Annotated in this window: 21 protein-coding genes and 1 pseudogene; 7 read left to right on the top strand and 15 right to left on the bottom strand. The window is 71.4% G+C overall.

The window, feature by feature from the left end; genetic code table 11:
• Positions 1 to 10 precede the first annotated feature (10 nt).
• The 5 genes from G4Z16_RS28505 to G4Z16_RS28485 all read right to left on the bottom strand — a co-directional run bounded on the left by G4Z16_RS28505 (position 11) and on the right by G4Z16_RS28485 (position 6,084).
• The gene (locus G4Z16_RS28505; protein ID WP_197353468.1) at positions 11 to 541 is read right to left on the bottom strand and encodes an aconitase X swivel domain-containing protein; all 531 of its coding nucleotides are present in this window, start codon (positions 539 to 541) and stop codon (positions 11 to 13) included.
• A complete protein-coding gene (locus G4Z16_RS28500; RefSeq protein ID WP_197353467.1) occupies positions 538 to 1,815 on the bottom strand; it encodes an aconitase X in 1,278 nt (425 codons plus the stop codon). The genes G4Z16_RS28505 and G4Z16_RS28500 overlap by 4 nt, the downstream gene beginning before the upstream one ends.
• Complete coding sequence (ilvD, locus tag G4Z16_RS28495; protein ID WP_197353466.1) at positions 1,815 to 3,533, bottom strand: dihydroxy-acid dehydratase; 1,719 nt, start codon at positions 3,531 to 3,533, stop codon at positions 1,815 to 1,817. The genes G4Z16_RS28500 and ilvD overlap by 1 nt, the downstream gene beginning before the upstream one ends.
• Before the next feature lie 108 nt (positions 3,534 to 3,641).
• Positions 3,642 to 4,934 carry an FAD-dependent oxidoreductase gene (locus G4Z16_RS28490; protein ID WP_197353465.1) on the bottom strand — a complete coding sequence of 431 codons (1,293 nt, stop codon included), beginning with the start codon at positions 4,932 to 4,934 and terminating at the stop codon, positions 3,642 to 3,644.
• Positions 4,935 to 5,127: 193 nt separating this feature from the next.
• Positions 5,128 to 6,084: a LysR family transcriptional regulator gene (locus G4Z16_RS28485; protein ID WP_197353464.1), complete on the bottom strand. Its 957-nt coding sequence runs from the start codon at positions 6,082 to 6,084 to the stop codon at positions 5,128 to 5,130.
• Between the two features lie 191 nt (positions 6,085 to 6,275).
• Here G4Z16_RS28485 and G4Z16_RS28480 point away from each other — a divergent pair, with 191 nt between their 5' ends.
• The gene (locus tag G4Z16_RS28480; protein ID WP_197353463.1) at positions 6,276 to 7,094 is read left to right on the top strand and encodes an IclR family transcriptional regulator; all 819 of its coding nucleotides are present in this window, start codon (positions 6,276 to 6,278) and stop codon (positions 7,092 to 7,094) included.
• A gap of 95 nt (positions 7,095 to 7,189) precedes the next feature.
• On the opposite strand, the gene G4Z16_RS28475 is transcribed toward G4Z16_RS28480, so the two are convergent.
• The 5 genes from G4Z16_RS28475 to G4Z16_RS28455 form a co-directional block, all read right to left on the bottom strand.
• Positions 7,190 to 8,158 carry a PDR/VanB family oxidoreductase gene (locus G4Z16_RS28475; RefSeq protein WP_425508187.1) on the bottom strand — a complete coding sequence of 323 codons (969 nt, stop codon included), beginning with the start codon at positions 8,156 to 8,158 and terminating at the stop codon, positions 7,190 to 7,192.
• A 41-nt stretch (positions 8,159 to 8,199) separates the two neighbouring features.
• Complete coding sequence (locus G4Z16_RS28470; protein ID WP_197353462.1) at positions 8,200 to 8,421, bottom strand: hypothetical protein; 222 nt, start codon at positions 8,419 to 8,421, stop codon at positions 8,200 to 8,202.
• Positions 8,422 to 8,426: 5 nt separating this feature from the next.
• On the bottom strand, positions 8,427 to 9,491 hold the full coding sequence (locus G4Z16_RS28465; protein WP_197353461.1) for an aromatic ring-hydroxylating oxygenase subunit alpha: 1,065 nt from the start codon (positions 9,489 to 9,491) through the stop codon (positions 8,427 to 8,429).
• 143 nt (positions 9,492 to 9,634) lie between these two features.
• Entirely contained in the window at positions 9,635 to 10,423 is a 789-nt protein-coding gene (gene ddaH, locus G4Z16_RS28460) for a dimethylargininase (RefSeq protein WP_197353460.1), read from the bottom strand.
• A gap of 94 nt (positions 10,424 to 10,517) precedes the next feature.
• The gene (locus tag G4Z16_RS28455) at positions 10,518 to 11,132 is read right to left on the bottom strand and encodes a TetR/AcrR family transcriptional regulator (RefSeq protein ID WP_197353459.1); all 615 of its coding nucleotides are present in this window, start codon (positions 11,130 to 11,132) and stop codon (positions 10,518 to 10,520) included.
• A gap of 109 nt (positions 11,133 to 11,241) precedes the next feature.
• On the opposite strand from G4Z16_RS28455, the gene G4Z16_RS28450 reads away from it, so the two are divergent.
• Positions 11,242 to 12,726, top strand: coding sequence for a cytochrome P450 (locus G4Z16_RS28450; protein WP_197353458.1), 1,485 nt, complete (start codon positions 11,242 to 11,244; stop codon positions 12,724 to 12,726).
• Between the two features lie 31 nt (positions 12,727 to 12,757).
• On the opposite strand, the gene G4Z16_RS28445 is transcribed toward G4Z16_RS28450, so the two are convergent.
• Positions 12,758 to 13,984 (bottom strand): FAD-dependent oxidoreductase, encoded by a 1,227-nt coding sequence (locus G4Z16_RS28445; RefSeq protein ID WP_197353457.1) that lies wholly within the window; start codon positions 13,982 to 13,984, stop codon positions 12,758 to 12,760.
• Between the two features lie 87 nt (positions 13,985 to 14,071).
• Positions 14,072 to 14,425, bottom strand: a complete 354-nt coding sequence (locus G4Z16_RS32800; protein WP_246531115.1) for a helix-turn-helix domain-containing protein — start codon at positions 14,423 to 14,425, stop codon at positions 14,072 to 14,074.
• Between the two features lie 231 nt (positions 14,426 to 14,656).
• Between G4Z16_RS32800 and G4Z16_RS28435 the strand changes: the two genes are divergently transcribed.
• From G4Z16_RS28435 to G4Z16_RS28425, 3 genes are all read left to right on the top strand, one after another.
• Complete coding sequence (locus G4Z16_RS28435) at positions 14,657 to 16,543, top strand: LamG domain-containing protein (RefSeq protein ID WP_246531114.1); 1,887 nt, start codon at positions 14,657 to 14,659, stop codon at positions 16,541 to 16,543.
• A 606-nt stretch (positions 16,544 to 17,149) separates the two neighbouring features.
• The gene (locus G4Z16_RS28430) at positions 17,150 to 17,413 is read left to right on the top strand and encodes a DUF397 domain-containing protein (RefSeq protein ID WP_197353454.1); all 264 of its coding nucleotides are present in this window, start codon (positions 17,150 to 17,152) and stop codon (positions 17,411 to 17,413) included.
• 135 nt (positions 17,414 to 17,548) lie between these two features.
• Positions 17,549 to 18,550, top strand: coding sequence for an SDR family NAD(P)-dependent oxidoreductase (locus tag G4Z16_RS28425; RefSeq protein WP_197353453.1), 1,002 nt, complete (start codon positions 17,549 to 17,551; stop codon positions 18,548 to 18,550).
• A gap of 212 nt (positions 18,551 to 18,762) precedes the next feature.
• Here G4Z16_RS28425 and G4Z16_RS33370 read toward each other — a convergent pair.
• Positions 18,763 to 18,966, bottom strand: a pseudogene (locus G4Z16_RS33370) (four-carbon acid sugar kinase family protein); the annotation flags it as partial.
• A gap of 785 nt (positions 18,967 to 19,751) precedes the next feature.
• On the opposite strand from G4Z16_RS33370, the gene G4Z16_RS28420 reads away from it, so the two are divergent.
• Together G4Z16_RS28420 and G4Z16_RS28415 are read left to right on the top strand one after the other, a co-directional pair.
• Positions 19,752 to 20,852, top strand: a complete 1,101-nt coding sequence (locus G4Z16_RS28420; protein WP_197353452.1) for a peptidoglycan recognition protein family protein — start codon at positions 19,752 to 19,754, stop codon at positions 20,850 to 20,852.
• 110 nt (positions 20,853 to 20,962) lie between these two features.
• A complete protein-coding gene (locus tag G4Z16_RS28415; RefSeq protein WP_197353451.1) occupies positions 20,963 to 21,727 on the top strand; it encodes a YqjF family protein in 765 nt (254 codons plus the stop codon).
• Positions 21,728 to 21,785: 58 nt separating this feature from the next.
• Here G4Z16_RS28415 and G4Z16_RS28410 read toward each other — a convergent pair whose 3' ends face one another.
• Both G4Z16_RS28410 and G4Z16_RS28405 read right to left on the bottom strand, forming a co-directional pair.
• Positions 21,786 to 22,601: a GntR family transcriptional regulator gene (locus G4Z16_RS28410; RefSeq protein ID WP_197353450.1), complete on the bottom strand. Its 816-nt coding sequence runs from the start codon at positions 22,599 to 22,601 to the stop codon at positions 21,786 to 21,788.
• Positions 22,598 to 23,545, bottom strand: a complete 948-nt coding sequence (locus G4Z16_RS28405; protein WP_246531113.1) for an HTD2 family dehydratase — start codon at positions 23,543 to 23,545, stop codon at positions 22,598 to 22,600. The genes G4Z16_RS28410 and G4Z16_RS28405 overlap by 4 nt, the downstream gene beginning before the upstream one ends.
• Positions 23,546 to 23,579 lie beyond the last annotated feature (34 nt).

Below are 23,579 nucleotides of genomic sequence, written 5' to 3'. Positions count from 1 at the left end.
AATCTCCTCGTCATTGAGGGGGCGCGGGATACACGCAGATCAAGCCGTTGTCGGCGTCGACCCGGACGCGGTCACCGGTGCGGATCACGGTGAGCGGGTCCTGGTCCAGCCCGGTGACGGTGGGGACCCGGGTGACAACCGCCCCGAGGGCGGCCTTTGTTGTGGTGGTGACGTAGATCATCGCGAGCGGTGCGGTGCCGAGCAGCCGCGTGGACTGGAAGAAGCCGGCCCAGCCGGAGGAGCCCTTGGCACCGGGGAAGACGAGCACCTTGCCCGCGAAGGACTGGCCGTGCAGGGGGTGGCGGCGTTCGGTGATCACGCCGCGGGCGGGGTCGATCCCGCCCCATCCGGAGATCGTCTCCGGTGAGACGAGTGCCTCTCCCTCGGCCGTGCCGGGGACGACCGTCCTGCCGCGCAGCTCCAGCGGTACGCGGGGCTCGCCGCCCGCCGTCGCGTGCGCGGTGACGGTCCCGTTCTCGTGCGGGTCCGGGCTCAAGGAGGCCAGGGACGCCGAGAGGGCGGAGGCATGACGGGGATTCATCGCAGTTCTCCCTTCCAACGGCCGGTGACCGCGGCCGAGATGCAGTCCTGGAGCGTGCCGAACCAGGCCTCGATGCCGAGGATCGCGGGCAGGTAGTGCGCCTGCTTGGCAGAGTCGGTGGCGAAGACCCTGGTACCGGGCGGTGCCGAGCGGGACATCGCGGGGCAGGAGTCGGTGAGCACGCGTCCGCCTGCCCGTTCGATGGTCTGCGTCCATCCGTTGCGGTCGGCGGTGGTGCGCAGCGCACGGGGCACCATCAGCCACAGCTGCGTCCCGGAGTGCAGATGGCGCCCTTCGAGAAGGTGTGCCGTCTCGCGCACCTGGTCCAGGGAGGCGTGCGGGCAGCCGAGCAGGACGAAGTCGACGTCGGTGCGGTCGCCTTGGGAGTTGAGGTCCTCATAGACGCCTCGGCGTTCGCGCTCCCCGTACGGCACCGCCTCGGGCGGGTCCGCGCCGAACGCGGCCTGCACGGTGGGTGCTTCGGGTGTGATGCCGGGCAGGTGGTAGATCTCCACTCCCCCGGACGAGGCCGCGGCCGCGCCGAAGTGCTTCAGGTCGAGCAGGTCGGGCTGCTTCAACTCTCCCGTGACGACCGGGCGTTCGTCCTGGACGAGGCCGCCCGCGAAGTAGCCGAGCATGCCCCACTCCAGCGGCCCGTGCACGGGCGTGCGGGCCTCGATGAGATGGGTGCCGCGGCGGTTGGCCTCGTGGTGGTTGCCCCAGCAGGGAATCCGGCCGGTGAGCGACGCCGCTCCGGTGGAGGCGGTGCCCTCGCAGTTCGTGCGGGCGCCGAGCACGGAGTTGGCGTACACCACGGCGGAGGACTCCATCCACGCGACGTGCTCTCCGCGTACGGGGATGTTGCCGACCTGGTAAGGCGTGCACGTGGCAAGGATGTTGACGCCCTTGCGGCCGTAGAAGGACTCGGCGTCGCTCTGCAGCTCGATCATTTCCTTCGGGTACGGGGCGATGCCCTCGGAGTCCGGGCCGAAGGACTGCTGGAGCTGACAGGTGGGGACGCGCATCGCCGGGATCTCCAGATCCTCGTCGCTGTCCAGGTTGATCACGGAGTACGCCTTGTCCCAGCCCCCCTCGCGCACCAACTGCGCCTTGACGGGCGAGGGCTGGGTCATCGTCCCGGCGACGTTGCGCACGTCGCACAGCCTCTCGGCGTCGAGGGCGCGGCCGTAGCGGACGAGGAGGTCCATGGCCGCCGCGGTGGCCGGGCCCTCGGCGCCGTCGAGCATCGCCTTGTCGGAGTCGGTGAGCAGCATCAGCGGCGGTCTCCTTGCGCGCGGGGTGAGAGGACGGCCCCCTCCTGGAGCGGACGGACGGTGCGCCGGTAGACCGAGAGCCAGCCCCGGGACGCGTGACCGTCGGGGGTACCGGACGTCCCGGGTTCCGGTGATCCGGCCAACTCCTGCCTGCGCCGGTCGAGTTCACCGTCCGGTACGAGGAGGTCGGCGCGGCGCGAGGTGAGGTCGATCGCGATGGTGTCGCCGTCCTGTACGAGCGCCAGCGGCCCGCCGTCGGCGGCCTCCGGTGACACCTCGCCGACGACGACTCCCTTGTTGACGAGGCCGGACAGCTGCCCGTCGGTGACCACGGCCACCTGCCCGGTAAGCCCCGCGCCGTCGAGGGCGAAGACGGGCCGGGAGGCCATGCCCATGCCGGGCGTGCCCTTGGGGCCGAGTCCGCGCAGTACGAGCACGTCCCCTGCCTGGACCTCGCCGCCGCGCAGACCGTCGAGGGCCGAGTACGGGTCCTCGTAGACCTTGGCTGGACCGGTGAACGACGTCTGGCGCTGCTCGTCGACGGAGAGTTTGACGATGCCGGTCGCCGGGGCCAGGCTGCCGCGCACGAGGACGATGGTGGGGTGCCGCCCGAGCGGCCTGTCGGCAGCGCGTATGACCCGTCCGTCGGCCGGGACCGCCGCCTCCAGGTTCTCGCCGACGGTGCGGCCGGTGACCGTCCTCGCATCGGTGTGCAGCTGCCCGCCGAGGCTCCGCATCACGGTCGCCGCACCCCCTGCGGCGTCGAACTCCTCGATGGAATCGGGTCCGTTGGGGCGTACGGCCGCCAGCAGCGGTACCTCGTCGGCGAGTTGCTCGTACAGGCCGTACACGTCGACTCCGGACTCGGCCTCCTCGGCAATTGCCTGGAGATGCTTCACCGAGTTGATCGACGCGCTGAGCGAGAGCATCAGCGTCACGGCGTTCTCGAACGCGTGCGGTGTGAGCAGATCTCGGGGGCGCAGGTCCTCGTGGACGAGCGAGACGGCACGGCGTGCGGCGGCCCGTACGTCTTCGAACATCTTCGGACTGTCGGCGAGGACGGGCGTGGATCCGGGCAGAGCCATGCCGAGGGCTTCGCACGCCATGTGCATCGAGTTGGCGGTGCCCATGCCCGCGCACACGCCGGGGCCCGCCACGGCGTTCTCGCTCATGCCGGTGAGATCCTCGAGGGAGAGCCGCCCCTGAGCGTGGTGGCCGGCGCCGAGAAAGACGTCCTCGATGTCGCAGTGCTTGCCCTGGAAGGTGCCGCACGCCTGGTAGCCGCAACCCACCATGACCGTCGGCAGGTTGATCCGGGCGGCGGCCATCAGCTGGCCGGGAGCGGTCTTGTCGCACGAGGCCAGGCAGACCATCCCGTCCAGCTGCGCCCCCTCCACGGCTGCCTCGATGTCGTGGCTGATCAGGTCGCGGGCGGAGAGGATGTAGCCGCCGCGGCCTCCCGCGCTGTGGATGAAGTCGCTGGGTGCGACGGTACGGATCTCGAAGCCGAGGCCGCCCGCCTCCGCGACCGCCTCCCTGGCGGCCTGTGCGATGCCGTCCAGGTGGCTGTAGCAAGTGGCAAGTGAGGACGAGGAGTTGACGATCGCGATCTTCGGCTTGGCCATGTCCTCGTCGGTGAGCCCGAGGGCGCGCCACTGTGCGCGGCGCACGGCCCAGGGAGATGTGCCGGGCCGGTAGTTGCTGCGCAGTTCGGTCATGGTCTCCTCCTCTTCCTGATCCCGGTCCGCTCGGTCGCTCGTGTCGGCTTCTCTCGTCCCTCGCGGCCGGCCGTCCGGGGCCGCCGGTCCTCGCGCTCCCGCATCGCGTCAGTCGTCGAGGTTGGCCGCGAGCCGTTCACGCAGTACGGGGATGTCGATGTCGTGCACGCTGCCGTCACCTCCCGCGAGGTCGAGGGCGTGGGCGGCGGCGGCGCCCATCGCGGCGCAGGGGCCCATGACGCGGACGCTGGAGAGGGCGGCGGCGTCACCGTCGGCGCAGCGGCCCGCCGCGACGAGGTTGTCCGCCTGCGGCGAGAGCATCGAGCGCAGCGGCACGTAGTGCACGTGGTCGGCGTCGAACATCTCCCACACGTAGCCCTCGGCACGGTCGTGGAGTTCGATCGGCCACGCCGTGCGGGCCACGGAGTCGTGGAAGCGGGTGCCTTCCCGCACTTCGTCGAGGCTCAGCGCGTGAACTCCCTTGATCCAGCGGGTCTGGCGGCGGCCGGGCAGCCCGTAGGAGCGCACCCGTGCCTGCCCGAACGCCTTGGGGTATTCGGCGCGCAGGAACTCCACGACCAGGTCGGCCTGTTCGCGCCCTTCGAGCTGGGCGCTCGCGGCCCGCACCGGGTCCAGCGGCGCCTCGATGTGGGTCATGTTCATCACGGCCGTGTTCCTGCCGGGGAAGAAGAACGCGAGTCCGTCGCGGCGCAGGAGCCCGTACTCCTCGGCCTTGCGGGCGACGTGCTCGGCGAGTTCCTCGCGCCCGGGCTGATGGGTCTCGTCCAGGTGCTCCAGCACGATCTGCTGCGAGCCGTAGATGGTCCGCTCGGGGACCCGGCACGGCAGACCCGCCTCCCAGGCGAGGGCGGCGTCGCCGCTGGCGTCGACGAAGCCGCGGGCCTGGACCCGTACGTCGCCGAAGCGCGTCGCGAAGGTGACGGCCCCGATGCGGCGTCCGTCGCGCTCGACGCCCGTGATCGAGGCGCCCAGGACGACTCGGATGCCCAGTTCGCGGATCCTGCGCTCCACCCACCGGCCGAGGGCCACCTCGTCATAACTGACGGTGATGGTGTGTCCCTTGTTGAAGTGGATGTCGTCGCTCGCCCCGAGGCGGGCGAAGATGTCGTCGAACATGCCGTGGGTCAGCTGCCGGTAGTCCGGTGCGTTGCCGAAGACACCGCAGAAGAGGCCGATGAGGGAGTTGACCATCTGCCCGCCCAGCACGGGCAGGCTGTCGACCACGACGACGTCCCGTCCCAGCTGCGCCGACTCGATCGCGGCGGACAGCCCGGAGACGCCGGCCCCCACGATGCACACGTCCGCGTCCAGGGCGTGAGCCACTGGGTCCGGCGCCTTGGTGACGGTGTGCAGCGTGAGCTCGGTCAGCGCGTGGGGCATGCGGCCTCCCTGGTGAGTTGCGGGGGCGCCGTGGTCCCGGGGTGAATCCGGGCGGAACACGGCGTCGCGGGCAGGTTAGGGAAGCCACATCCGGAAATGGAACGTCCGGTTCAATAGGGTCTTCGGCTGGTGGTCATCAACGGCATTTATGAAGGCCGCTCAGCAGCAGGTCAGAGCCGTACGGGGCGGACCGTCACGCGTCTGCGTCGGCCGCCGCCCTGGCCACCAGGCCGCGGAGCCAGACGTTCGCGGGATCCTTGTCGTAGACGGTGTCCCACCACAGCAGCTCGTCGATCTCGTCGATCGGGACCGGCCACTCCAGGGCCCGCACTCCGCGCTCGGCGGGCAGCCGCGCCGCGAGCCTGGCCGGGTAAAGGGCAACCCTTCGGGTTCCGGCGATGAAGTCCGGGACGGCCCGGTAGCTTTCCACGCGTACGGCGATCCGCGGGCGTATGCCCAGCGCCGTCAGCTGCCGGGTCGCCGGGGAGGCGGAGGGGTAGCCGGCGTCGCGGTGGTACGGCACCACCCAGGGCAGCGGCGTGAGGTCCTCCAGCCCGAAGGAGTCCGCCTCGCACAGCGGATGGTCCGCGGAGAGCAGGCACATCCAGCGGTCCTTGAACAGCGGCTGCGAGCTGACCGGCGTACGGAAGTGGCCCAGACGCGGGGAGACCATGCCGTCGACGAGCCTGATGGTCTCGACGATGTCGCCGCCGATCGTCTCCCGTACGAGCCGCATGTGCAGGGCCGCTCGCGGTGCCTCACGCGCCAGCAGCCGCGAGAGCCGGTCGCCGAGGACGGTCGCGGGGTAGTCGGACATCAGCAGCGTGAACTCGCGCCGGGAGCCGGCCGGCTCGAAGGCGCTGCCGGTGGCGAAGAGCCGTTCGGTAGCAGCGCACACCGTCTCCACCTGGTCGGTCAGCTGCGTGGCCAGCGGTGTGAGGACGTACACGCCGCCGGAGCGCAGCAGCAGTTCGTCCCCGAAGTGGCGGCGCAGCCGGGAGAGCGAGGCGCTGACGGCGGGCTGGGAGACCCCGAGCCGCCGGGCCGCCCGCGTCACGTTGCGCTCCCGGAACAGCTCGCGCAGCGTGACCAGGAGGTTCAGGTCGAGATTGGCGAGGTGTGCGGGCGTGCGCTCGGGCGGGGTGGCCATGCGGGCAGCCTGCGCGGTGCCCCCTGCGGGCGGCAAGGCCCCGGCGGTGGAAAACGGAAGAAGGCACTCCATTCCGGACCTGTCGAGCCCTCTGCGGACACCGCGGTTCCGGACGGACGCGTTGACGGACGAGATGAGTCTGTCTAGCTTTCGCCAGGGCGGCGGGTCCTCTCCGTCCGAGGGAGAGCAGCATGCGCGCAGGGAATCAGGCGAGGAGCACCGGGTCGGTCACCGGCAGGGCGCTGCGGGTGCTCGAGGCGTTCTCGCCCTCGGCCCCGGTGCTCACCCTCACGGAGATCTCCCGGCGTACCGCCCTTCCGCTCACCACCGCCCACCGTCTCGTGAATGAACTGGCCGACTGGGGAGCGCTGGAGCGGGACCCGGGCGGCGGCTACCGCATCGGCCTGCGGCTGTGGGAGATCGCGGCCCTCGCCCCGCGCGGACTCGGACTGCGCGAGATCGCCCTCCCCCACCTGTCGGACCTCGCCCGTGTCACGGGCGAGAACGTGCAGCTGGCCGTGCGCGAGGAGATGTCGGTCGTGTACGTGGAGCGGCTCGCGGGGCGCCGTTCGGTCCCGGTGCTCACACGGGTCGGTGGCCGGTTCGCGCTGACGCCGACGAGCGTGGGGCGCGTCCTGCTCGCCTACGCACCGCCGGACGTTCAGGAAGTCGCCCTCGCTCAGCGCCCCGTCCGCTACACCGAACGCACCGAATGCGATCCCGTACGGCTGCGTCAGGCCCTGGCCGAGGTGCGGCACACGGGAGTCGCCGTGTGCGAGCGGCAGGTGACGATGGACAGCGTGTCGGTGGCCGCACCCGTGCACGGGGAAGGGAACGAGGTCGTCGCCGCCGTGTCGGTCGTGGCGCACATCGACTCCGTACAGGGCCACAGCCTGGTGCCCCTGGTGCAGGTCGCCGCGTCCGGGATCTCGCGTGCCCTTGGTGCGACGCCGCCCGGCTCCCCCGCGTCCCTGCCGCTCGGTGCGGTCCGCGGCTCCGCGCGGCGCTGAGCCGGTGCCGGACGGGCCCCCGCGGGGAGTCCGGGCAGCGGAAGGTCACCGTCCGCGGCTCCCGTGAGCGGGGCCCGGGGGGCCGGATCCAGCGCTCACAGATCCAGCACGAGCCGATCGCCACGACACCGTGACACGCAGACGAACATCACGTCTCCGGCGGCGCGTTCGTCCGGCGTGAGCAGCGAATCCCTGTGCTCGGGCTCACCGTCCAGCACTCCCGTCTCGCACGTGCCGCAGGTGCCTTCCCGGCACGACGAGAGCACCTCGATCCCGGCTTCCTCGACCGTCTCGAGCACCGAACGGTCAGCCGGTACGGTCAGCTGCCGCCCGGAACGGGCGAGTTCGAGCTCGAAGGAGGCGTCCGGCTCCTCGACCTCCCGGACGCGCGGGGTGAAGCGTTCGGTGTGCAGCGCGCCCGGCGGCCACTCGGCGCACCGCTGCTCGACCGCGTCGAGGAGCGGAGCGGGGCCGCAGCAGTAGACGGCGGTGCGCGGGCTCGGAGACGCGAGCAGCCCGTCCAGGTCGAGCAGGCCGCTGCGGTCCTGCGGACACAACTGGACGCGCGTGGGCCAGCGTTCGGCCAGTGGGCCGGCGAACGCCATGGAGGAGAGCGTGCGTCCGCCGTAGACGAGCTTCCAGTCGGCGCCGCGGCGGTCGGCCTCGGCGAGCATCGGAACGATCGGAGTGATGCCGATCCCGCCGGCGATGAAGAGATAGGCGGGGGCGTCGGCAAGTTCGAAGTTGTTGCGCGGTCCGCGGACGCGGACCGTCGCGCCTTCGGCGAGTTCGTCGTGCACATGCCGCGACCCGCCGCGGCCGTCGTCCGTGCGCAGAACGGCCACCTGGTACGCGGAGGTCTCCCCCGGGTCGCCGCACAGCGAGTACTGCCGCTCGAGCCCGGCGCCGAGCAGCAGGTCCAGATGGGCGCCGGGCGTCCAGGCGGGCAGGGGCCTCCCGTCGGGCAGGGCGAGAGTCAGGCGCACGACGGCGTCGGCGAGGACTTCCCTGCGCGTCACGGTGAGGGTCAGGACCTGCTCGCCGGTCGTCGTCGCTGCGCGCAGTTCCGGGACGCTCAGCAGGGCGGTGTCCGCAACGTTGCTGTTCACGGGTGCTCTCTCTCACTTCGCCGCGGCACGAGGCGGTCGTGCGCGGAGCGTCCGTCTTCTTCCGGGTGGCCGAGAAGCCAGTCCCACATCTGCACCGGGTCGTCGAACTCCCGCTCGCGGCCGCAGAAGCAGCGCGCGAGAAGCAGATCGGAGCCGGGGATCCAGTGGATGCGCCGGACTTCCGCCCCGGACGGGGCGGGCGTGGTGTGCGGGACCATCACACTCACCGCGTGGCCGGCTCGGGGCGGCGCTCGCCCTCCTCGCGCAGGCGGCCGAGGATGCGCCGCGCGGCGAGACCGCCCGTGTCGATGTTGATGCTGAGCTCCTGCCGCCCGGGTGGCTCCGACGCCACCGCCTTCTCCAGGACCTCGAGGGCGACGACGTCCTGCAGAACCACCGTGCGGTTGTTCTCCCGCAGGAAATCGGTGACCTTCTCGTCCTCGAGCGCGAAGTCCCGTGCGACGGCCCAGAAGTCGTGGGTGCTCCCGTCGGTCTCCGGCGTGATGGCGTAGACGACCTCCACGTGGAAGGCGCCGGGATCGCTGCCGTCGGAGCGGGGCGGTGGTGTGCCCACGGGAGCGATGCGGCTGTGCAGCAAGTACAGGCAGGGGGCGTGGTATTCGATGTCCTGCCAGCGCGTGATGCGTCCTTCGATGCCGGTCGACTCGGCGTAGAAGGGAGGGCAGGCGGCGTCCTCCATGTGACGGCTGACCCGCACGATCCCGGCGGCCTCGTCGACCTCCGTGGTGATGGGGGTCTCCGCGACCTCGGGTGTGCCGATGTAGCCGCCGTGCAGATAGGTCTCGTGGGAGAGGTCGAGCAGGTTGTCCACGAGCAGGCCGTAGCGGGCCGCCAGCGGCTCCATCCCGCTCACGACGCTCCAGCCCGGACGGTCCAGCCACGGTGCGCGCGGAATCAGCTCGGCATCGGCCCCCTCGGGCTCTCCGATCCAGACCCAGACGAAGGAATCCTGCTCGACGACCGGGTACGTCGCCAGACGCGCCGTGCGCGGAATCCGCTGCTGACCCGGTACCGAGACGCACGCTCCGTCCGCGCCGTAGGTGAACCCGTGGTATCCGCAGACCACTTGGTCGCCGTCCAGTCGGCTCGGCTGCTGCGACAGCGGGAAGCGGCGGTGCACGCAGCGGTCCGCCATGGCGGTCACCGCACCGGCCTCTGTGCGCCAGAGCAGCAGCGGCTCGCTGCAGACCGTACGGGAGAACAGCGTGCGGCCGATCTCACTGCCATAGGCCGCTACATACCATTGATTACGGACAAAAGATGTCATGGTGCCTCCTGCCCGTCACAGGCCGTAGGAGAGGTATGGGAGGCACCACCGTGCGCCCGGCCGGCGGAGACGGACCAGAGGCGTTTCCGTTCACCGGAAGAAGGCCTGCAGACAGGGCCCTTCGTGGCGATCCGCGGCGACCCCTACGGCCACGCGGGCTCGGGCAGGTCGCGCAGCCGTACCGACAGGCAGGTCACGCAGCCTTCCAGCTTCTCGAACTCGCCGATGTCCACGAGGACCGGCTCGTACCCCAGCCCCGACAGCAGTTCCGCGCTCCGCGGGGCGCTCGCGGCCATGAGCAGCCGGTTCCCGCCGAGCAGGACGACGTGGGCGCCGGCCTCCTCCGGTACGGCGCGGAAGGCGGGGAAATGCGACGGGTCGTCGACGAGGGGCGGGTGGCCGATGACCGTGCCGTCGGGCAGTGCGGTGACGGCGGACTTCAGGTGCAGCACCCTCGTGACGGGTACGGGCACGACGCGCGCGCCCAACGGCTCGAAGGCGGCGCGCAGTTGGCGCACGCCTTCCTCGTTGGTGCGTCCCCCGACGCCGACGTACACGGTCTCGCCGCTCTTGAGCACGTCTCCGCCGTCGATCGTCGCCGGGGCCTCGACGCGGCGGACCGTGTAGCCCAGCACCCGCACCGACTCCTCCACCGCGGCGGTCTCGGAGCGCCGCGAGAGCGCTCCGGAGCGGCAGATCAGCGCGGTCCCGCGCAGGACGACCACGGCGTCCTCCACGAACACGCTGTCGGGGCACGTCTCTTCGGCCGGCACCTCCAGGGTCCGCCAGCCGTTGTCCCGCAACGCCCGTACGTAGCCCTCCCATTGGCGCACGGCGAGGTCGCGGTCCACCGGCACCCGCTCCACATGGGTGACCAGACCCTCGGCGAGTCGCGAGGAGGGCGGGCGTACGAGTGCCTTCAGCTCGGGCACGGGATGTCTCCGTCTCTGATGTCCGGCCGCTCGGGCCATTCAGGCCGTCGGCGTTTGTGGTGGTCCTCGGCTGCCACCGCCGATCCGCGGCGGTTCACGGAGGCGTGATCGCGCCCAGCAACGCCCGTGCACACAGGTCCCGTACCTGGTCGCGCGGCATCCGGGGCTCCTCCTCCAGCCACTCCAGGCACACCGTCACCATGAAGGAGAGCCATCCGCGCACGGCGATGCGGAGCGTGGGAAGGTCGGCGGCCATGCTGGCGGCCTCGGGGTCGGCGGCGAGCGCGTCGAGGATCTGCCGCTCCTGCGCGGCAAGGCCCTCCCGGTAGACCCTCCGCACGACCGGGTCGCCCGCCGCCTCCGCCCGGTGGAAGGCGCGGAAGCCCTGGGCGTGGCTCTCCACGTATTCGAGAAAGGACTCCAGACCGGTGGTCAGCTGCTCCCGTACGGGCACGCCCGGAACCGCGGCCGTCAGCTGCAGCATCCGGCGGCTCTCCCGCTCGACCACGGCGGCGAAGAACTCGTTCTTGGTCGGGAAGTAGTGGTAGAGGAGCCCGCGCGAGACACCCGCGATCTCGGCGACCCGATCGATCGAGACGTCCTCGTGGGGGCTGGCGGCGAACAGCCGCGCTCCCACGGCCAGAAGCTCCTCGCGACGCTCCTCGGTGCTCAGCCGGCGGCGCGTACGCTCCCCGTGCTTCTCGCCCATGGCCCGTCACTTTACTTGACGCCCGCAGGAGGCCGTGCTCAGACTGGAAGCCCTATTGAACCGATGTACAACAAGCCGGACGGGCGTACAGCACGGGGAGTTGAGGCGGATGGCTCAGGCACAGGCGTCGGAGCGCGGTGCCAGGCGCAAGGGGTTCCGAAGTGCCCGTCTCGACTGGCCCGAACTGCACCGCATTCCGCATCCCCCGCGCCGAGTGCCCCTGCTGGGTGACGTGATCGGCTCCAGCGTGCAGTCGCCCGTGCAGGACTCGATGCGCATCGGGCGCGAACTCGGCCCGATCTTCCGGCGCAAGGCGTTCAACAGGGAGATCGTCTTCGTCTGGGGCGCGGACCTCGCGGCCGAACTCGCCGACGAGTCCCGCTTCGCCAAGCACGTCGGCCTCGGTGTGGCCAACCTGCGTCCCCTCGCCGGCGACGGCCTCTTCACCGCCTACAACCACGAGCCCAACTGGCAGCTCGCGCACGACATACTGGCGCCGGGATTCAGCCGGGCGGCCATGGAGGGCTACCACCCGCTGATGCTCGACGTGGCCCGGCAGCTCACCGCGCACTGGGACGAGCGCAGCGGCGCGGGCGACGCCGTCGACGTGCCGGGCGACATGACCAAGCTGACCCTGGAGACCATCGCGCGCACGGGCTTCGGACACGACTTCGGCTCCTTCGAACGCTCCCGTCCGCACCCGTTCGTGGACGCCATGGTCGGGGCGCTCTCGTACGCGCAGCGCCGCAACGCCGCCCCTCCGCTCGTCGGCCCGCTGCTGCAGCGCGGCGCCGCGAAGCGCAACGTCGCCGACCGCGAATACCTCAACTCCACGGTCGACCAGGTCGTCGAGGCCCGCCGCGGCTCCGACGGCAGCGGCGCCCGCGGCGACCTGCTGGACCGCATGCTGGAGACCGCACACCCCGAGACGGGCGAGCGGCTCTCGCCGGACAACATCCGCCGGCAGGTCATCACCTTCCTCGTCGCGGGGCACGAGACCACCTCCGGGGCGCTCTCGTTCGCCCTGCACTACCTCTCCCGCAACCCGGACGTGCTGGCGCGGGCGCAGGCCGAGGTGGACGAGGTCTGGGGCGGGAGCGAGGAGCCGGCGTACGAGCAGGTGGCGAGGCTGCGGTACCTGCGGCGCGTGCTGGACGAGTCGCTGCGGCTGTGGCCGACGGCCCCCGCCTTCTCCCGCGAGGCGCTCCAGGACACGACGCTCGGCGGCGTCCACCCGCTGCGCCAGGGCGCCTGGGCGCTGGTGCTGATCATGCTGCTGCACCGCGACCCGGCCGCCTGGGGCGAGCACGCGGAGGTCTTCGACCCGGACCGCTTCGAGCCGAAGGCGGTGCGCGCACGGCCGGCGCATGTCTTCAAGCCGTTCGGCACGGGCGCCCGCGCCTGCATCGGACGGCAGTTCGCGCTGCACGAGGCGACGCTGGTCCTGGGGCTGCTGATCCGCCGCTACGACTTCACCTCGGATCCGGACTACCGGCTGCGGGTCGACGAACGGCTCACCCTCATGCCGCGCGCTCTCAGGCTGCACCTCACGCGGCGCACACCGGCGCAGGCGCCGGCAGCGGCCCCCGCCTGACCCCGCAGGGGGCCTGCGAGGGCTCGTCGCGTCAACTGCCCTGCACGGCGGGCGAGTCGAGAGGCAGGGGCGTGTCCCAGTCCAGATGCCGCGCCAGTTCCTCGTCCGCGGCCGAGGAAGACGCGGAGGCGGAGTCGCCGGTGCGGCTCTTCCACTTCGCCCGGTAGTCGTTGAGCCTCTTCTGCAGCCGTCCCGGGGCGGGGCGGCGGGCCGTCAGCCGGGCGCTGTTGACGATGTTGCGCTCGACGCGCGGCCTGCGGAGCGTCTCGTAACCCTCCAGCGCGGTGCGCGTATCGGGGGCGTCCCGCAGGGACTTGGCGAGCACCACCGCGTCCTCCAGCGCCATCGACGCCCCCTGTCCCGTCGCGGGTGAGGCCGCGTGGGCGGCGTCACCGATGAGGAGCATGCGCGGGGTGCGCCAGCGGGTGACGGTCGACAGATCATGGGCGTTGGTCACCATGAGCTTGCTGCCGGTCGCCGCGACGATGTCGGCGGCGGGTGTCGCGTCGGGACGCAGCAGCGGCAGGAGACGCTCCCGCCACTGTGCGGGCGTGGTCTCCGCGATCTCGGCGTCACTCAGCTCCTTCGCCGACACCCGTGCGAACCAGAAGGTCTCCCCGCTCGGGGAGACCGTATAGCCCATGGCGGCGCCGCTTCCTCGCAGCATGTCGATCCGCCCGGGTTCGCCCGGCGGTGCCGCCTCGGTCGTGTATCCGTAGAAGACCCGCTGGCCCGCGTAGCGCGGCCCAGCGGCCTCGGGATCGGTGAACGGCCTCACGACGGAGCGGATTCCGTCGGCGCCGAGCAGCAGATCACCCCGCGCGGTGCTGCCGTCGGCGAACTCGGCGGTGACACCGGACTCGTCCTCGGTGGCCGTCACGAAGCGCTCGCCGTGCCGGACGGAGATTCCGCGCCGCACCGCCTCCTCGCGCAGTACGGCACAGAGTTCCGCGCGGCGCAGGCACCTGAAGCGCGTGAGCGGATCGTCCGTCTCGCCCAGCGGAACGGTGGAGACCACGGTCCCGGTGTCGCCGGTGAGGCGCATCGTCGTCAGTTCGAAGCCCACGCCCGCCACCGCCCGCGCGGCGCCGAACTGCGCCAGCGCGAGCATCCCGTTGCTCGCGAGCGTGAGGAAGGCACCGATGTCCGCACCGCTGTCCGGGTGCGCCTCGTGGACGGTGACCTCGAAGCCGGCCTTGTCCAGCGCCAGCGCCGCGGCGGTCCCGGCGATGCCGCCACCGATGATCAGGATCCGCATCTTCGAAGCCCTCATTCGCTGGTCGGTGCGCCGGCTGCCGCGGCCCGTCAACGAGTCGTCATCACGCACGGGACGCTCCGGCACCGCTCATGGCCGTGCAGACCGTACCGCCCGGGTGAACGGTACCCGCTGCCCGCCCTCCGCATCCGGGAAGCGGCAGCCGGTCGCCCCTCGCTCCGGAAGGTCCACCAGATCGGTCACACACGCGAGATACGTCGCCAACGCCCGCTTCGGGTCCCGTACATCGGCACCGGACAGCCTGCTGATCTTCTCGAGCCGGTATATCAGGGTGTTGCGGTGCACGGGCAGTTGTTCTGCCGCCCGCACCAGGCTGAAGCCGCTCTCGGCCCAGCCGGTGAGCGTTGCGCGCAGCGTGGGCCGGGCCGGCTGATCGAGCAGCTCGCCTTGTCGATCTGTGCCAAATTCACTGCGAGGAGTCATACCCTCCGCGGCGCTGGATACGGTGAGAGAGAGCGTGAGGACATGCCAACCGCAGTCCAGGCGGGGTACCACCTCAGCAGAGACGACTAGCTGAATCGCGGAAAGCGGCCCTCGCACCCCTGGGCGTCGTGCGGGGCCAACCCGCAGCGGCCGCCGCAACTGACCATTCGCCGGCCGGTCCGTGGGCTTCCGCTCTTCATGCCACGCCTTGACCGATGGGGGTTGGACGGGATGGAACCCGAGCGGCTGTCCGACATCGAACTGGTCGAACTCGCACGTGTCGGCGGGGAGTCGGCCCATGGGGCCCTGATCGAACTGGCGGGCCGCCATTTCGGCGCTGTCCGCACATTTGCTGCTTTGTGCGTGAGCAACGGAGCGGCAGCGGATCACCTGGCGGAGCGCGCCTGGCAGCTGGCCCTGTGGCAGCACAGCCCGGGCGGGCCCGGTGCCTTGCGCCCCCACGCGCTGGCGTCGGTGCTGCAGGCGGCGGCCGAGATCGCAAGTTCAGGTCAACACGCCGCGATCGACGCCGACTTGGCCTGGTGGCTGGGTGTTCCCATGAGCCATCCGGAACAGGGCTCCTGGGTGCATGACGTCGCATCGCTCCGCGGTGGATCGACGATCACGGGGGCGTTCAGCACTCTGCCGGCCAATCTGCAGACGGTGCTGTGGCATCACTTGGTGGAGCACGCCGACGGCAGCTCGATCGGGCGGCTCGTCGGCTCGGACTCCCCTGACTCCCAGGAGATTTCGTCGCTGCTCAGGCGCGCGTACAGGGACTTCTACTACGCCTACGAGCAACTTCACCATGACGGCCTGACGGACGACTGCCGCCGTTTCCACCGGATGGTCATGGCCTATGCCGACCACAGGGGCGGCAACACCGCGGACGTGGTCCCGCACCTTCAGCAGTGCCACTACTGCTCCCGCGCGGTCGCCGACCTTCAGCGCATGTACACGGACCTCGGCGGGCTCCTGGTCGAAGCGGTGCTGCCCTGGGGAGGAGCCCACTACGCCGCCTCCCGGCAGGAGGAACGGACTTCCGCGACCGTCGCCGTCGCCGCGGAAGGAGCCGCGGCTCCTGTCTGGGGGCTTGCCGCAACGGAGGCTTCCCCGCCTGCCGATGACCACCGGGGTGCGCTCGGCAGGGCCACCTGGGATGTGCTGGGGAGGACAGGGTTGGCCGAGCGGAAGAACGGCGGGTTCCGGGTCCGCGCCGGACGTCTCGGGCTGGCCGTCGGGGTCCTGGGCGCATGTTCCCTGGTGGCGGCGGCCGTCTATGTGCCGGGCCTCAGCTCGTCGCTGCCCGTGAGCAGTGGGGCGCCACCGGCGAAGAAGGTTCCGACCGAACCGTCACAGTCGCAGTCCCGTGCACCCGGACCTTCGGCATCGGCCCCCGGCTCCCCGTCACCGAGCGGACCGGCGAACAGATCCCCCCGGAAGCCTCCCGGCGACGGCGACGGACGCGCCGCCGGCCCAGCGGTGAAGGGCGCGGCCTTGGAGTGGCTCTTCGACGACGTCGAAGAGGGCGTGACCCGCGACGGTACGGACAACGACCGCGACGGGACACTCGTCGGCGATCCGCCGCCGGAACAGGTCAAGGACGGCGGGCTGGCGTTCTTCGGGCAACAGTCCGTGAGCTCGAAGGACGCGGTGCTCGACACCGACCGCAGCTTCTCGGTCTCGGCCCGGGTGAAGCTCCGGAACCTGGACGAGTACCAGACCGTCGCCAGCCAGGACGGAGCCGAAGTCAGCTCCTTCCAGCTCCAGTTCGACCCGGTGGAGGACCGCTTCGAGATGCGGATGCACCGGGAGGACACGCAGACCTCGCGAGCGGACGAGGCGGAATCCGACGCCGCCCCGCGTGCCGGCCGTTGGACCTCTCTCGTCGGTGTCCATGACGCGGCCGAGGGCGAGATCCGCCTGTACGTCGACGGGAAGCTCCAGGACTCCGTCTCCAGGGAGGGCGACCGGAGCTCGGAGGGGGCCTTCGCCATCGGCCGGGCCAGGTTGGGCGACCAGTTCATCCGCGGCTTCGAAGGGACCATCAAGGACGTACGGGCGTTCCCCAAGGCACTCACGAGTGCGGAGGCCAAGAGGCTCGCACCCGGGAAGTGAGAGGCCCGGCGCGGGGCTGCGCCGGAGGAACGAGTTGAGCCAGCGCCGGTCGACGGGCCGCGGAAGTCAGGCCGCAGCGCGCGGCGTTGCCGCGACGCCGCGGTTGGAAGTCGGCGCGCCACGGATCGGTGGCCGAGGAACCGGCACGGTCGTACGGGGTCATGCCCCGAGCGGACGACGGGCTGCCGCTCCCGGACCGCTTCGCAGGCCGCAGCGAAACAGATCCGGGAGCGACGCCCCTTCGCGGGCCGAATTGCGCTTGGACGACATCGAGCTCCCCCGCAGAACGACATCGCACCCCCCAAGCTCGGCCCTGCCCCGGCAGGTTGAGGGGCTGAACTCCGGGCACCCGGTGTTCAGCATCACGTTGACACTATGTCGTTGTGGGCTTCAAGCCGCAAGCATCGTTCTGATAATTTCAAACAAGTCGCAAGGAAAACGCTTGTGCTGACGCTCACACAGCTGCTTAGTGCGGTCTGTCCGGATCGGCGGCCCGGTGTGTCTGTTCGTCTGGAAGCGCTCACATGTGTCTCGTTGCCGGCCGCACCACAGGTACGTGCTCCGACCGCGCACGTACCCGATCCACCTGCGTAAGGAGTTCGGACGATGAACCCTGCTGCTGCAACCGGCCCTGCCGGCCGCCTCCGCAACGGGATGCCCGCACGTGAACTGGGAACCGAAGGCTGGCACAAGCCCTGGAGCGGGCAGAACGGCGGCGCCTGCGTGGAGGCGAAGAAGCTCCCGGACGGCCGGGTGGCGCTTCGCCAGTCGACCGATCCCGAGGGGCCCGTCCTGCTCTACACCCCTGAGGAGATCACTGCCTTCATCGAGGGAGCCAAGGCCGGAGCGGCCGACTTCCTCACCGCATGAACGGGCGTGCCCAGCGGCGCCCCTTAGGAGGAGACGGGAGGCGCACACGGAAGCGGCAGCCGGGCTGCGGGAGGAGAAGTGCCCGCAGCCCGGTGCCTTGCGTTGGAGCGCACTCGAATTCGTAGCGTGCACTCCATGAGCACACCCACACCTCAGCAGAGAATCGGCTCGGGCTTCGGAGCCGGCTCCACCGCGTCCGAAGTCCTGAGCGGCGTCGACCTGTCCGGGAAGCTCGCCGTCGTCACCGGCGGCTACTCCGGTCTCGGTCTGGAGACGACGCGCGCTCTCGCCGCGGCGGGCGCCCACGTCGTGGTGCCCGCCCGGCGGCCCGAGGCTGCGCGGGAAGCACTCGAAGGCGTCCCCGGCACCGAGATCGGCACGCTGGACCTCGCCGATCTCGACAGCGTGAGCTCGTTCGCCGACGGCTTCCTGGCCGCCGGCCGCGGCATCGACATCCTGATCAACAGCGCCGCTGTGATGGCCTGTCCGGAGACCCGCGTGGGCCCGGGCTGGGAGGCGCAGTTCGCGACCAACCACCTCGGCCACTACGCACTGGTGAACCGGCTCTGGCCCGCCCTCACTCGGGACGGTGGCGCGCGGGTGGTCTCCGTCTCCTCCAGGGGCCACCACCGCTCCCCGATCCGCTGGGACGACGTCCACTTCGAGCACGGCTACGACAAGTGGCAGGCGTACGGGCAGGCGAAGACGGCGAACGCCCTGTTCGCGGTCGAACTCGACAGGCTGGGCCGCGATTCGGGCGTGCGCGCCTTCTCGCTGCACCCCGGCGGCATCCTCACCCCGCTCCAACGCCACCTGCCCACCGAGGAGATGGTCGCCAACGGGTGGATCGACGAGGAGGGCAACCCGCTGCTGACGTCGTTCAAGAGCCCCGAGCAGGGCGCGGCGACGCAGGTGTGGGCCGCCACGTCCGCCCAACTGGAGGGAATGGGCGGCGTCTACTGCGAGGACTGCGACATCGCCCCGTACGCCCCTTCCGACCAGACGTCGGTCACGGCCCCCGGCTCGGCCTCGGGCGTCCGGGAGTACGCGACGGACCCGAAGGAGGCGTCCCGGCTGTGGGCGCTCTCGGCCGAACTGACCGGTCTCGACGCGTTCGCGGGGAACGACGGGTCCTGAGCGCCGGAGTTCCGGCTGTCCCAGGTGCGTGGCCCGAGTCGCCGCCGCGTCCGTCCGTGACCGGGAGGGTGGCGCCCGAGGTCAGCTCCCCGTCCCGGGGCCACCTGGACCGTGCACAGCGGGTCCTCCTGGAACGGCGCCAGCTGCTCCCGGCTCGCGACCGCGTCGGTGATGAGGGTCCAGGGCCGCTCGAGGACCGGCGCCGCCCTCCGAGCGACGGCGGCGCACACGGCCGCGGCGTCGGACGCGGGCAGACGGCGGCTGTCCGTGTCGACGGCGACGACGTCCGCGTCCGGCCGGTCCTCCTCCGCCCGCAGCGCCACTGCCGTGGTGGCATGCGGGGCGAGCGCGGCGGCGCTGTCGGCGACACCTGACAGATCGTCGGCGACGATCACGACGGCCGGGGCGGTGCTCATCGGGACTCCGTGGCTGCTTCCTCCGGGCTGCCCGGGCTCGCGGCTCCGCCTCCGGTTCCGGTCCCTGCTCCGGCTCCGGTTCCGGTCCCTGTTCCGGCGCCCTTCTCCGTACCGGTCCCTGCTCCGGCATCCGGCTCGCGGTCGCTGCTCCGGCGCCCTTCTCCGTACCGGTCCCTGCTCCGGCATCCGGCTCGCGGTCGGCCCGGGCTCGCGTCCGGCCGCGGCATCCTCGTCCGTCTGCCCCTTCCGGCCGCCCTGCCCCTCCGGAACGGCCCGGACTCGAGGCTCATCAGGGAGCGGGACGAGCCGCGGTCCCAGCGGTCGCGGGACACGGATGGCGCAGTGAGGGTGGATGCGCTTCGTCTGACGGACCGTCCGGTATCGGACACGGACCGGCAGTCCCGGCGCCGTCCCATGAAGTGGGGAGCGAGCGCGGACCGAACCGCTCGGCTCGCAAGGGATCTGCCGGGGCGTCAGCTGACGGCGCCCGGCAACCTGCCGTCTTCAGTGGGCGAACCACGGGAGGCGGAGCCCGGTTCGCTCTGCTACAGGTGATTCGTGGCCCGCGTTTCTTTCAGAACTCCGAGAAAGTCGCAACGCGTTGCCCCCACGGGGTTGTCGCGTTCATGGCGCAATGCCTTTACTGGCGAAGCGCGGAATCCGATTTCAGCCCGTGCGGGGAGCGGCGTTCTGCCTTCTCCCCGCACGGGTCGCTTCCACGCATCGGTGACCGAACTCCGAGCGCGGGAGTCCCCACTTCCTTCCCACTCCCGAAGGAGACCGAGATGGCAGCACAGCCAGGCTTCGACCGACGTGCCCTGCTGCGCGGCGGGGTGGCGGCCACGGCCGTCGGCGCGATCGGCCTGACCACCACCGGGACCGCGCACGCCGCCGCATCGCCACGCCCCCACAAGAAGGCCCGCGCCAAGGCCGCCGCCGAACCGCGCATCTACAGCACCGAGGAGTGGGGCGCGCGACCCGCGTCCAGTGAGATCGTCGTCGAAGACCACAAGCCGACCTTCATCGTCGTCCACCACACCGCGGAGCCCGGCAACAGCGAGGACTACTCGCTGGAGCACGCGAAGCAGATCTGCAGGGACATCCAGAACCACCACATGGACGGCAACGGCTGGGCCGACACCGGCCAGCAGTTCACCAACTCCCGCGGGGGATTCCGCCTGGAGGGGCGCCACAAGAGCCTGTCCGTCGTCCGCGGCGGCACCCAGCACGTGCAGGGCGCCAACGTCGGTGGCCACAACAGCGAGGTCATCGGGATCGAGAACGAGGGTCTCTACACGGACGTGGACGTACCCGTCGCCCTGTGGGACTCCCTGGTCCAGCTCGTCGCGTGGATCGCGTCCCAGTACGGCACGGATCTGAAGAACATCCAGGGCCACCGGGACTTCAACTCGACCGAGTGCCCCGGCGACGTCCTCTACGGCCGCCTCCAGGAACTGCGCGACGCCGTCGGCAGCGTCCTCGGCGTCTCCCGCCCGTCCTCCGACGACGTGCTGGCCTGGCCGCTCCTGAAGCCCGGAGCCGCCGGCAGTGACGTACGGGCCGCGCAGCATCTTCTGCGGAGCAAGGGGTTCAAGGTGCCCGCGGACGGCGTCTTCGGCAAGGACACCAGGCGCGCCGTGGCCGAACTGGCCGACCGGAGCGGCATCAAGCGCCACACGTGCTCGGCCACGTACCACTGCGACACCGACGAGACCGGCTACCTCGGCTCCGACATCTGGCCGCTGATCACCCCGTCGTCCCGCGCGGAGGGTGGCCACGAGGCGGACGACGCCGTCACCACGCTCATGCGCAGCAGCCGGCGCCGCATCGAGCTCCCTTCCGACGGGCGGCTCACAGAGACCGACTGGAAACGGCTGCTGTCCTGACGCAGCAGCCCTGACGCGAGGGATGCGGCCGGGTCGCTCTCCCCGGCCGCATCCCTCGCGCTTCTTCCTCCACCGGCGACGCGCCGCCAGTGGTCTGCGATGCTGACCCGGTGCCCCACACAGCCCGGGAACCCCAGCCCGTCACGCCCGAGCCGCCAGGCTCCACGTCGCGGCCGCTGCTCACGCAGTCCTGGCTCGACCTGGCCTTCGTGCACTGGGCGGCGGACCCCTCGGACGTGGCGCCGCTGCTGCCGCCGGGCACCGTCCCGGACGTGCTGCACGGCAGGACCTACATCGGCCTCGTCGCCTTCCGCATGCACCGTGTGGGCTGGTTCCGGCTGCCGGGCATCCCGTATCTGGGCAGCTTTCCCGAGACGAATGTCCGCCTGTACTCGGTGGACGAACACGGGCGGCGAGGCGTGGTCTTCCGCTCCCTCGACGCCTCGCGGCTGATACCGGTGACGGTCGCGCTGACCGCGTTCCGCATGCCCTACCGGTGGGCGCGGATGTCGGTGCGGCGGCAGGGCAGGAGCATCACCTACGCCAGCAGGCGCCGCTGGCCCGGACCGCGGGGCGCGCGCTGCCGGATGACCATAAGGACCGGTGAGCCGGTCGAGGAGCCCACGGAGCTCGAGCACTTTCTGACGGCCCGCTGGGGCATGCACTACACCTTCTTCGACAGGGCCGTGTACCTGCCCAACGACCACCCGCGCTGGCCGCTGCACCGCGCCGAACTGACCGAGTGCGACGAGGACTTGGTCACGACGGCCGGTCTGCCTGCGCCCCGGGGCGACCCGTTGAGCGTGCTGTATTCGCCGGGTGTGCCCGTGCGCTTCTCGCGCCCGGCGCGGCCGGCAGGGGTGCCCACGCCCTGAGCCCCGGCCACGCCCTCGGCCCCGGCCCGTCGGCCGTCGGCCGTCGTACGGCCCCGCGTCAGAGCGGCCCGCGTCGCAGCCGCACCCTGTAGGAGTACTGCTCCGGCAGGAAGTGACTCACCGCCAGCTCGACGCGCTCGCCCGTGGCCGTTGCGTACAGCCGGTCGATCCTCAGCACGGGATGGTGCGGCTCGCAGCGCAGCTCCGCCGCCACCTGCTCCGGCGCGGCCGCCACCGTGATGCTCTGTTCCGCGTCCGTGATGGGCGCGGGCAGCCGCTCGTCCAGCAGTCCGATGACGGTGACGGTGCTGACGCTTCCCTCGTCGGTGAGTTCGGGCACGGACTGCACCGCCCCGGCGACGTGGGGCGGCAACCATACGGCGGTGTGGCAGAACGGAACGTCCTCGTGGAGCCGCAGGAAGCCCGCGGTGTGCACGACGTCGCTCTCCAGGCCCAGCCTGCCCGCTGCGTCGACGTCGACCTGACGGCGGAGCGGCGCCGACAGCCGCATGGTCGTATCGACGGCAAGGCTCATCAGGTCGTCCACCGAACCGAACTGGCGCAGATAGGGGCCGCCGCGTGGCGCCGCGAACGTTCCGCGACCGGGCACGCGGTGCACCAGCCCTTCGGCGACGAGGTCCTGGAAGGCACGGCGAACGGTCTGCCGGCTGACCCGGTACGTGCGGGCCAGCTCCGCCTCCGTGGGCAGCCGCGTGCCCTCCGGGTAGCTGCGTGAGAGGAGCCCCGCGCGCAGATCGTCGGCGAGTCCGCGGTAGGCGGTGCGGGCGCGGCCCGGGACCCCCGGTGTCGCGGAGGCGGCGGCGCCCGCAGCTCTGCCGGAACCCGTTCCGGTGCCGTTGCCGCTGCCCGTCACGCGAGGGTCACCTCCGCGGTGGCGTGCGCGTCCTCGCGGCAACTGGCCACCCACAGACGCACGTTGCCGCCGCCGACGTTGTTCCCGGAGTGCGGCTTCTCGTCCTCGCCGCACGTCAGCAGCCGTTCACCGCAGAAGACCGGCTTGCGGAGCCTGTACGACAGGGTGCGCACCGTACGGTCCGGTGCCTCGCGCCTGACGAGCTCCAGCATCGACAGGACCAGCAGCGGCCCGTGCACGACCAGCCCCGGATACCCCTCGGTGCCCGTGGTGTAGGGGGCGTCGTAGTGGATGCGGTGGGCGTTGGCGGTGAGGGCGCTGAAGCGGAAGAGCAGGGTGGGGTCGGTGCTCCACGGCGACTGCCAGGGCGCACCCGCCTCCGGCGCCGTCTCCGTGTCAGGAACGAGGCCCTCGGGGACGGGGGCTCCCCCGCCGCTCCGGTAGACCAGGTCCTGTTCCTCCGTCAGGCACAGCGTGCCTTCCTGCCGGTACTCGCCGCGTACGGTCACGAACAGCAGCGCGCCGCTGCGTCCCTCCTTGACCTCAACGCCGGTGACGGAGCTGGTCAGTTCGGCGGGCCGGCCCAGCGTGAGCGGTGCGCGCACCTCGAGGCGTCCGCCGGCGAACATCCGCCGCCGTTGGGGCAGCGGCGGCAGAAAGTGCCCGTCGCGCGGGTGCCCGTCGGCGCCGAGGCGGTGCTGGGGTGGCCAGCGCAGGAAGTGCAGCCACTGCCACAGCGGGGGAAGCGGCTGTCCGGCCTCGGCGGCGGGCGCCGGCAGACCGAGCACCGCCGACAGCGCGGCGGACGGCCCCGGGTCGAGGGCGTCGGCGCTGTGTTCGGGACCGGGCCGCCACGTATCGGCGACCTCCCTGAGGACGTCTGCGCCGCCGCGGCCTTCGGATCCGCCTGATCCGCCGGAGCCGCCGGAGCCGGACTCGGACACGGGTATCCCCTCGCTCTCACGCTCCCGCCCGAGG

The organism is Streptomyces bathyalis, from assembly GCF_015910445.1.
Taxonomy (GTDB): domain Bacteria; phylum Actinomycetota; class Actinomycetes; order Streptomycetales; family Streptomycetaceae; genus Streptomyces; species Streptomyces bathyalis.
This window is presented reverse-complemented; position numbering and strand designations above follow the sequence as displayed.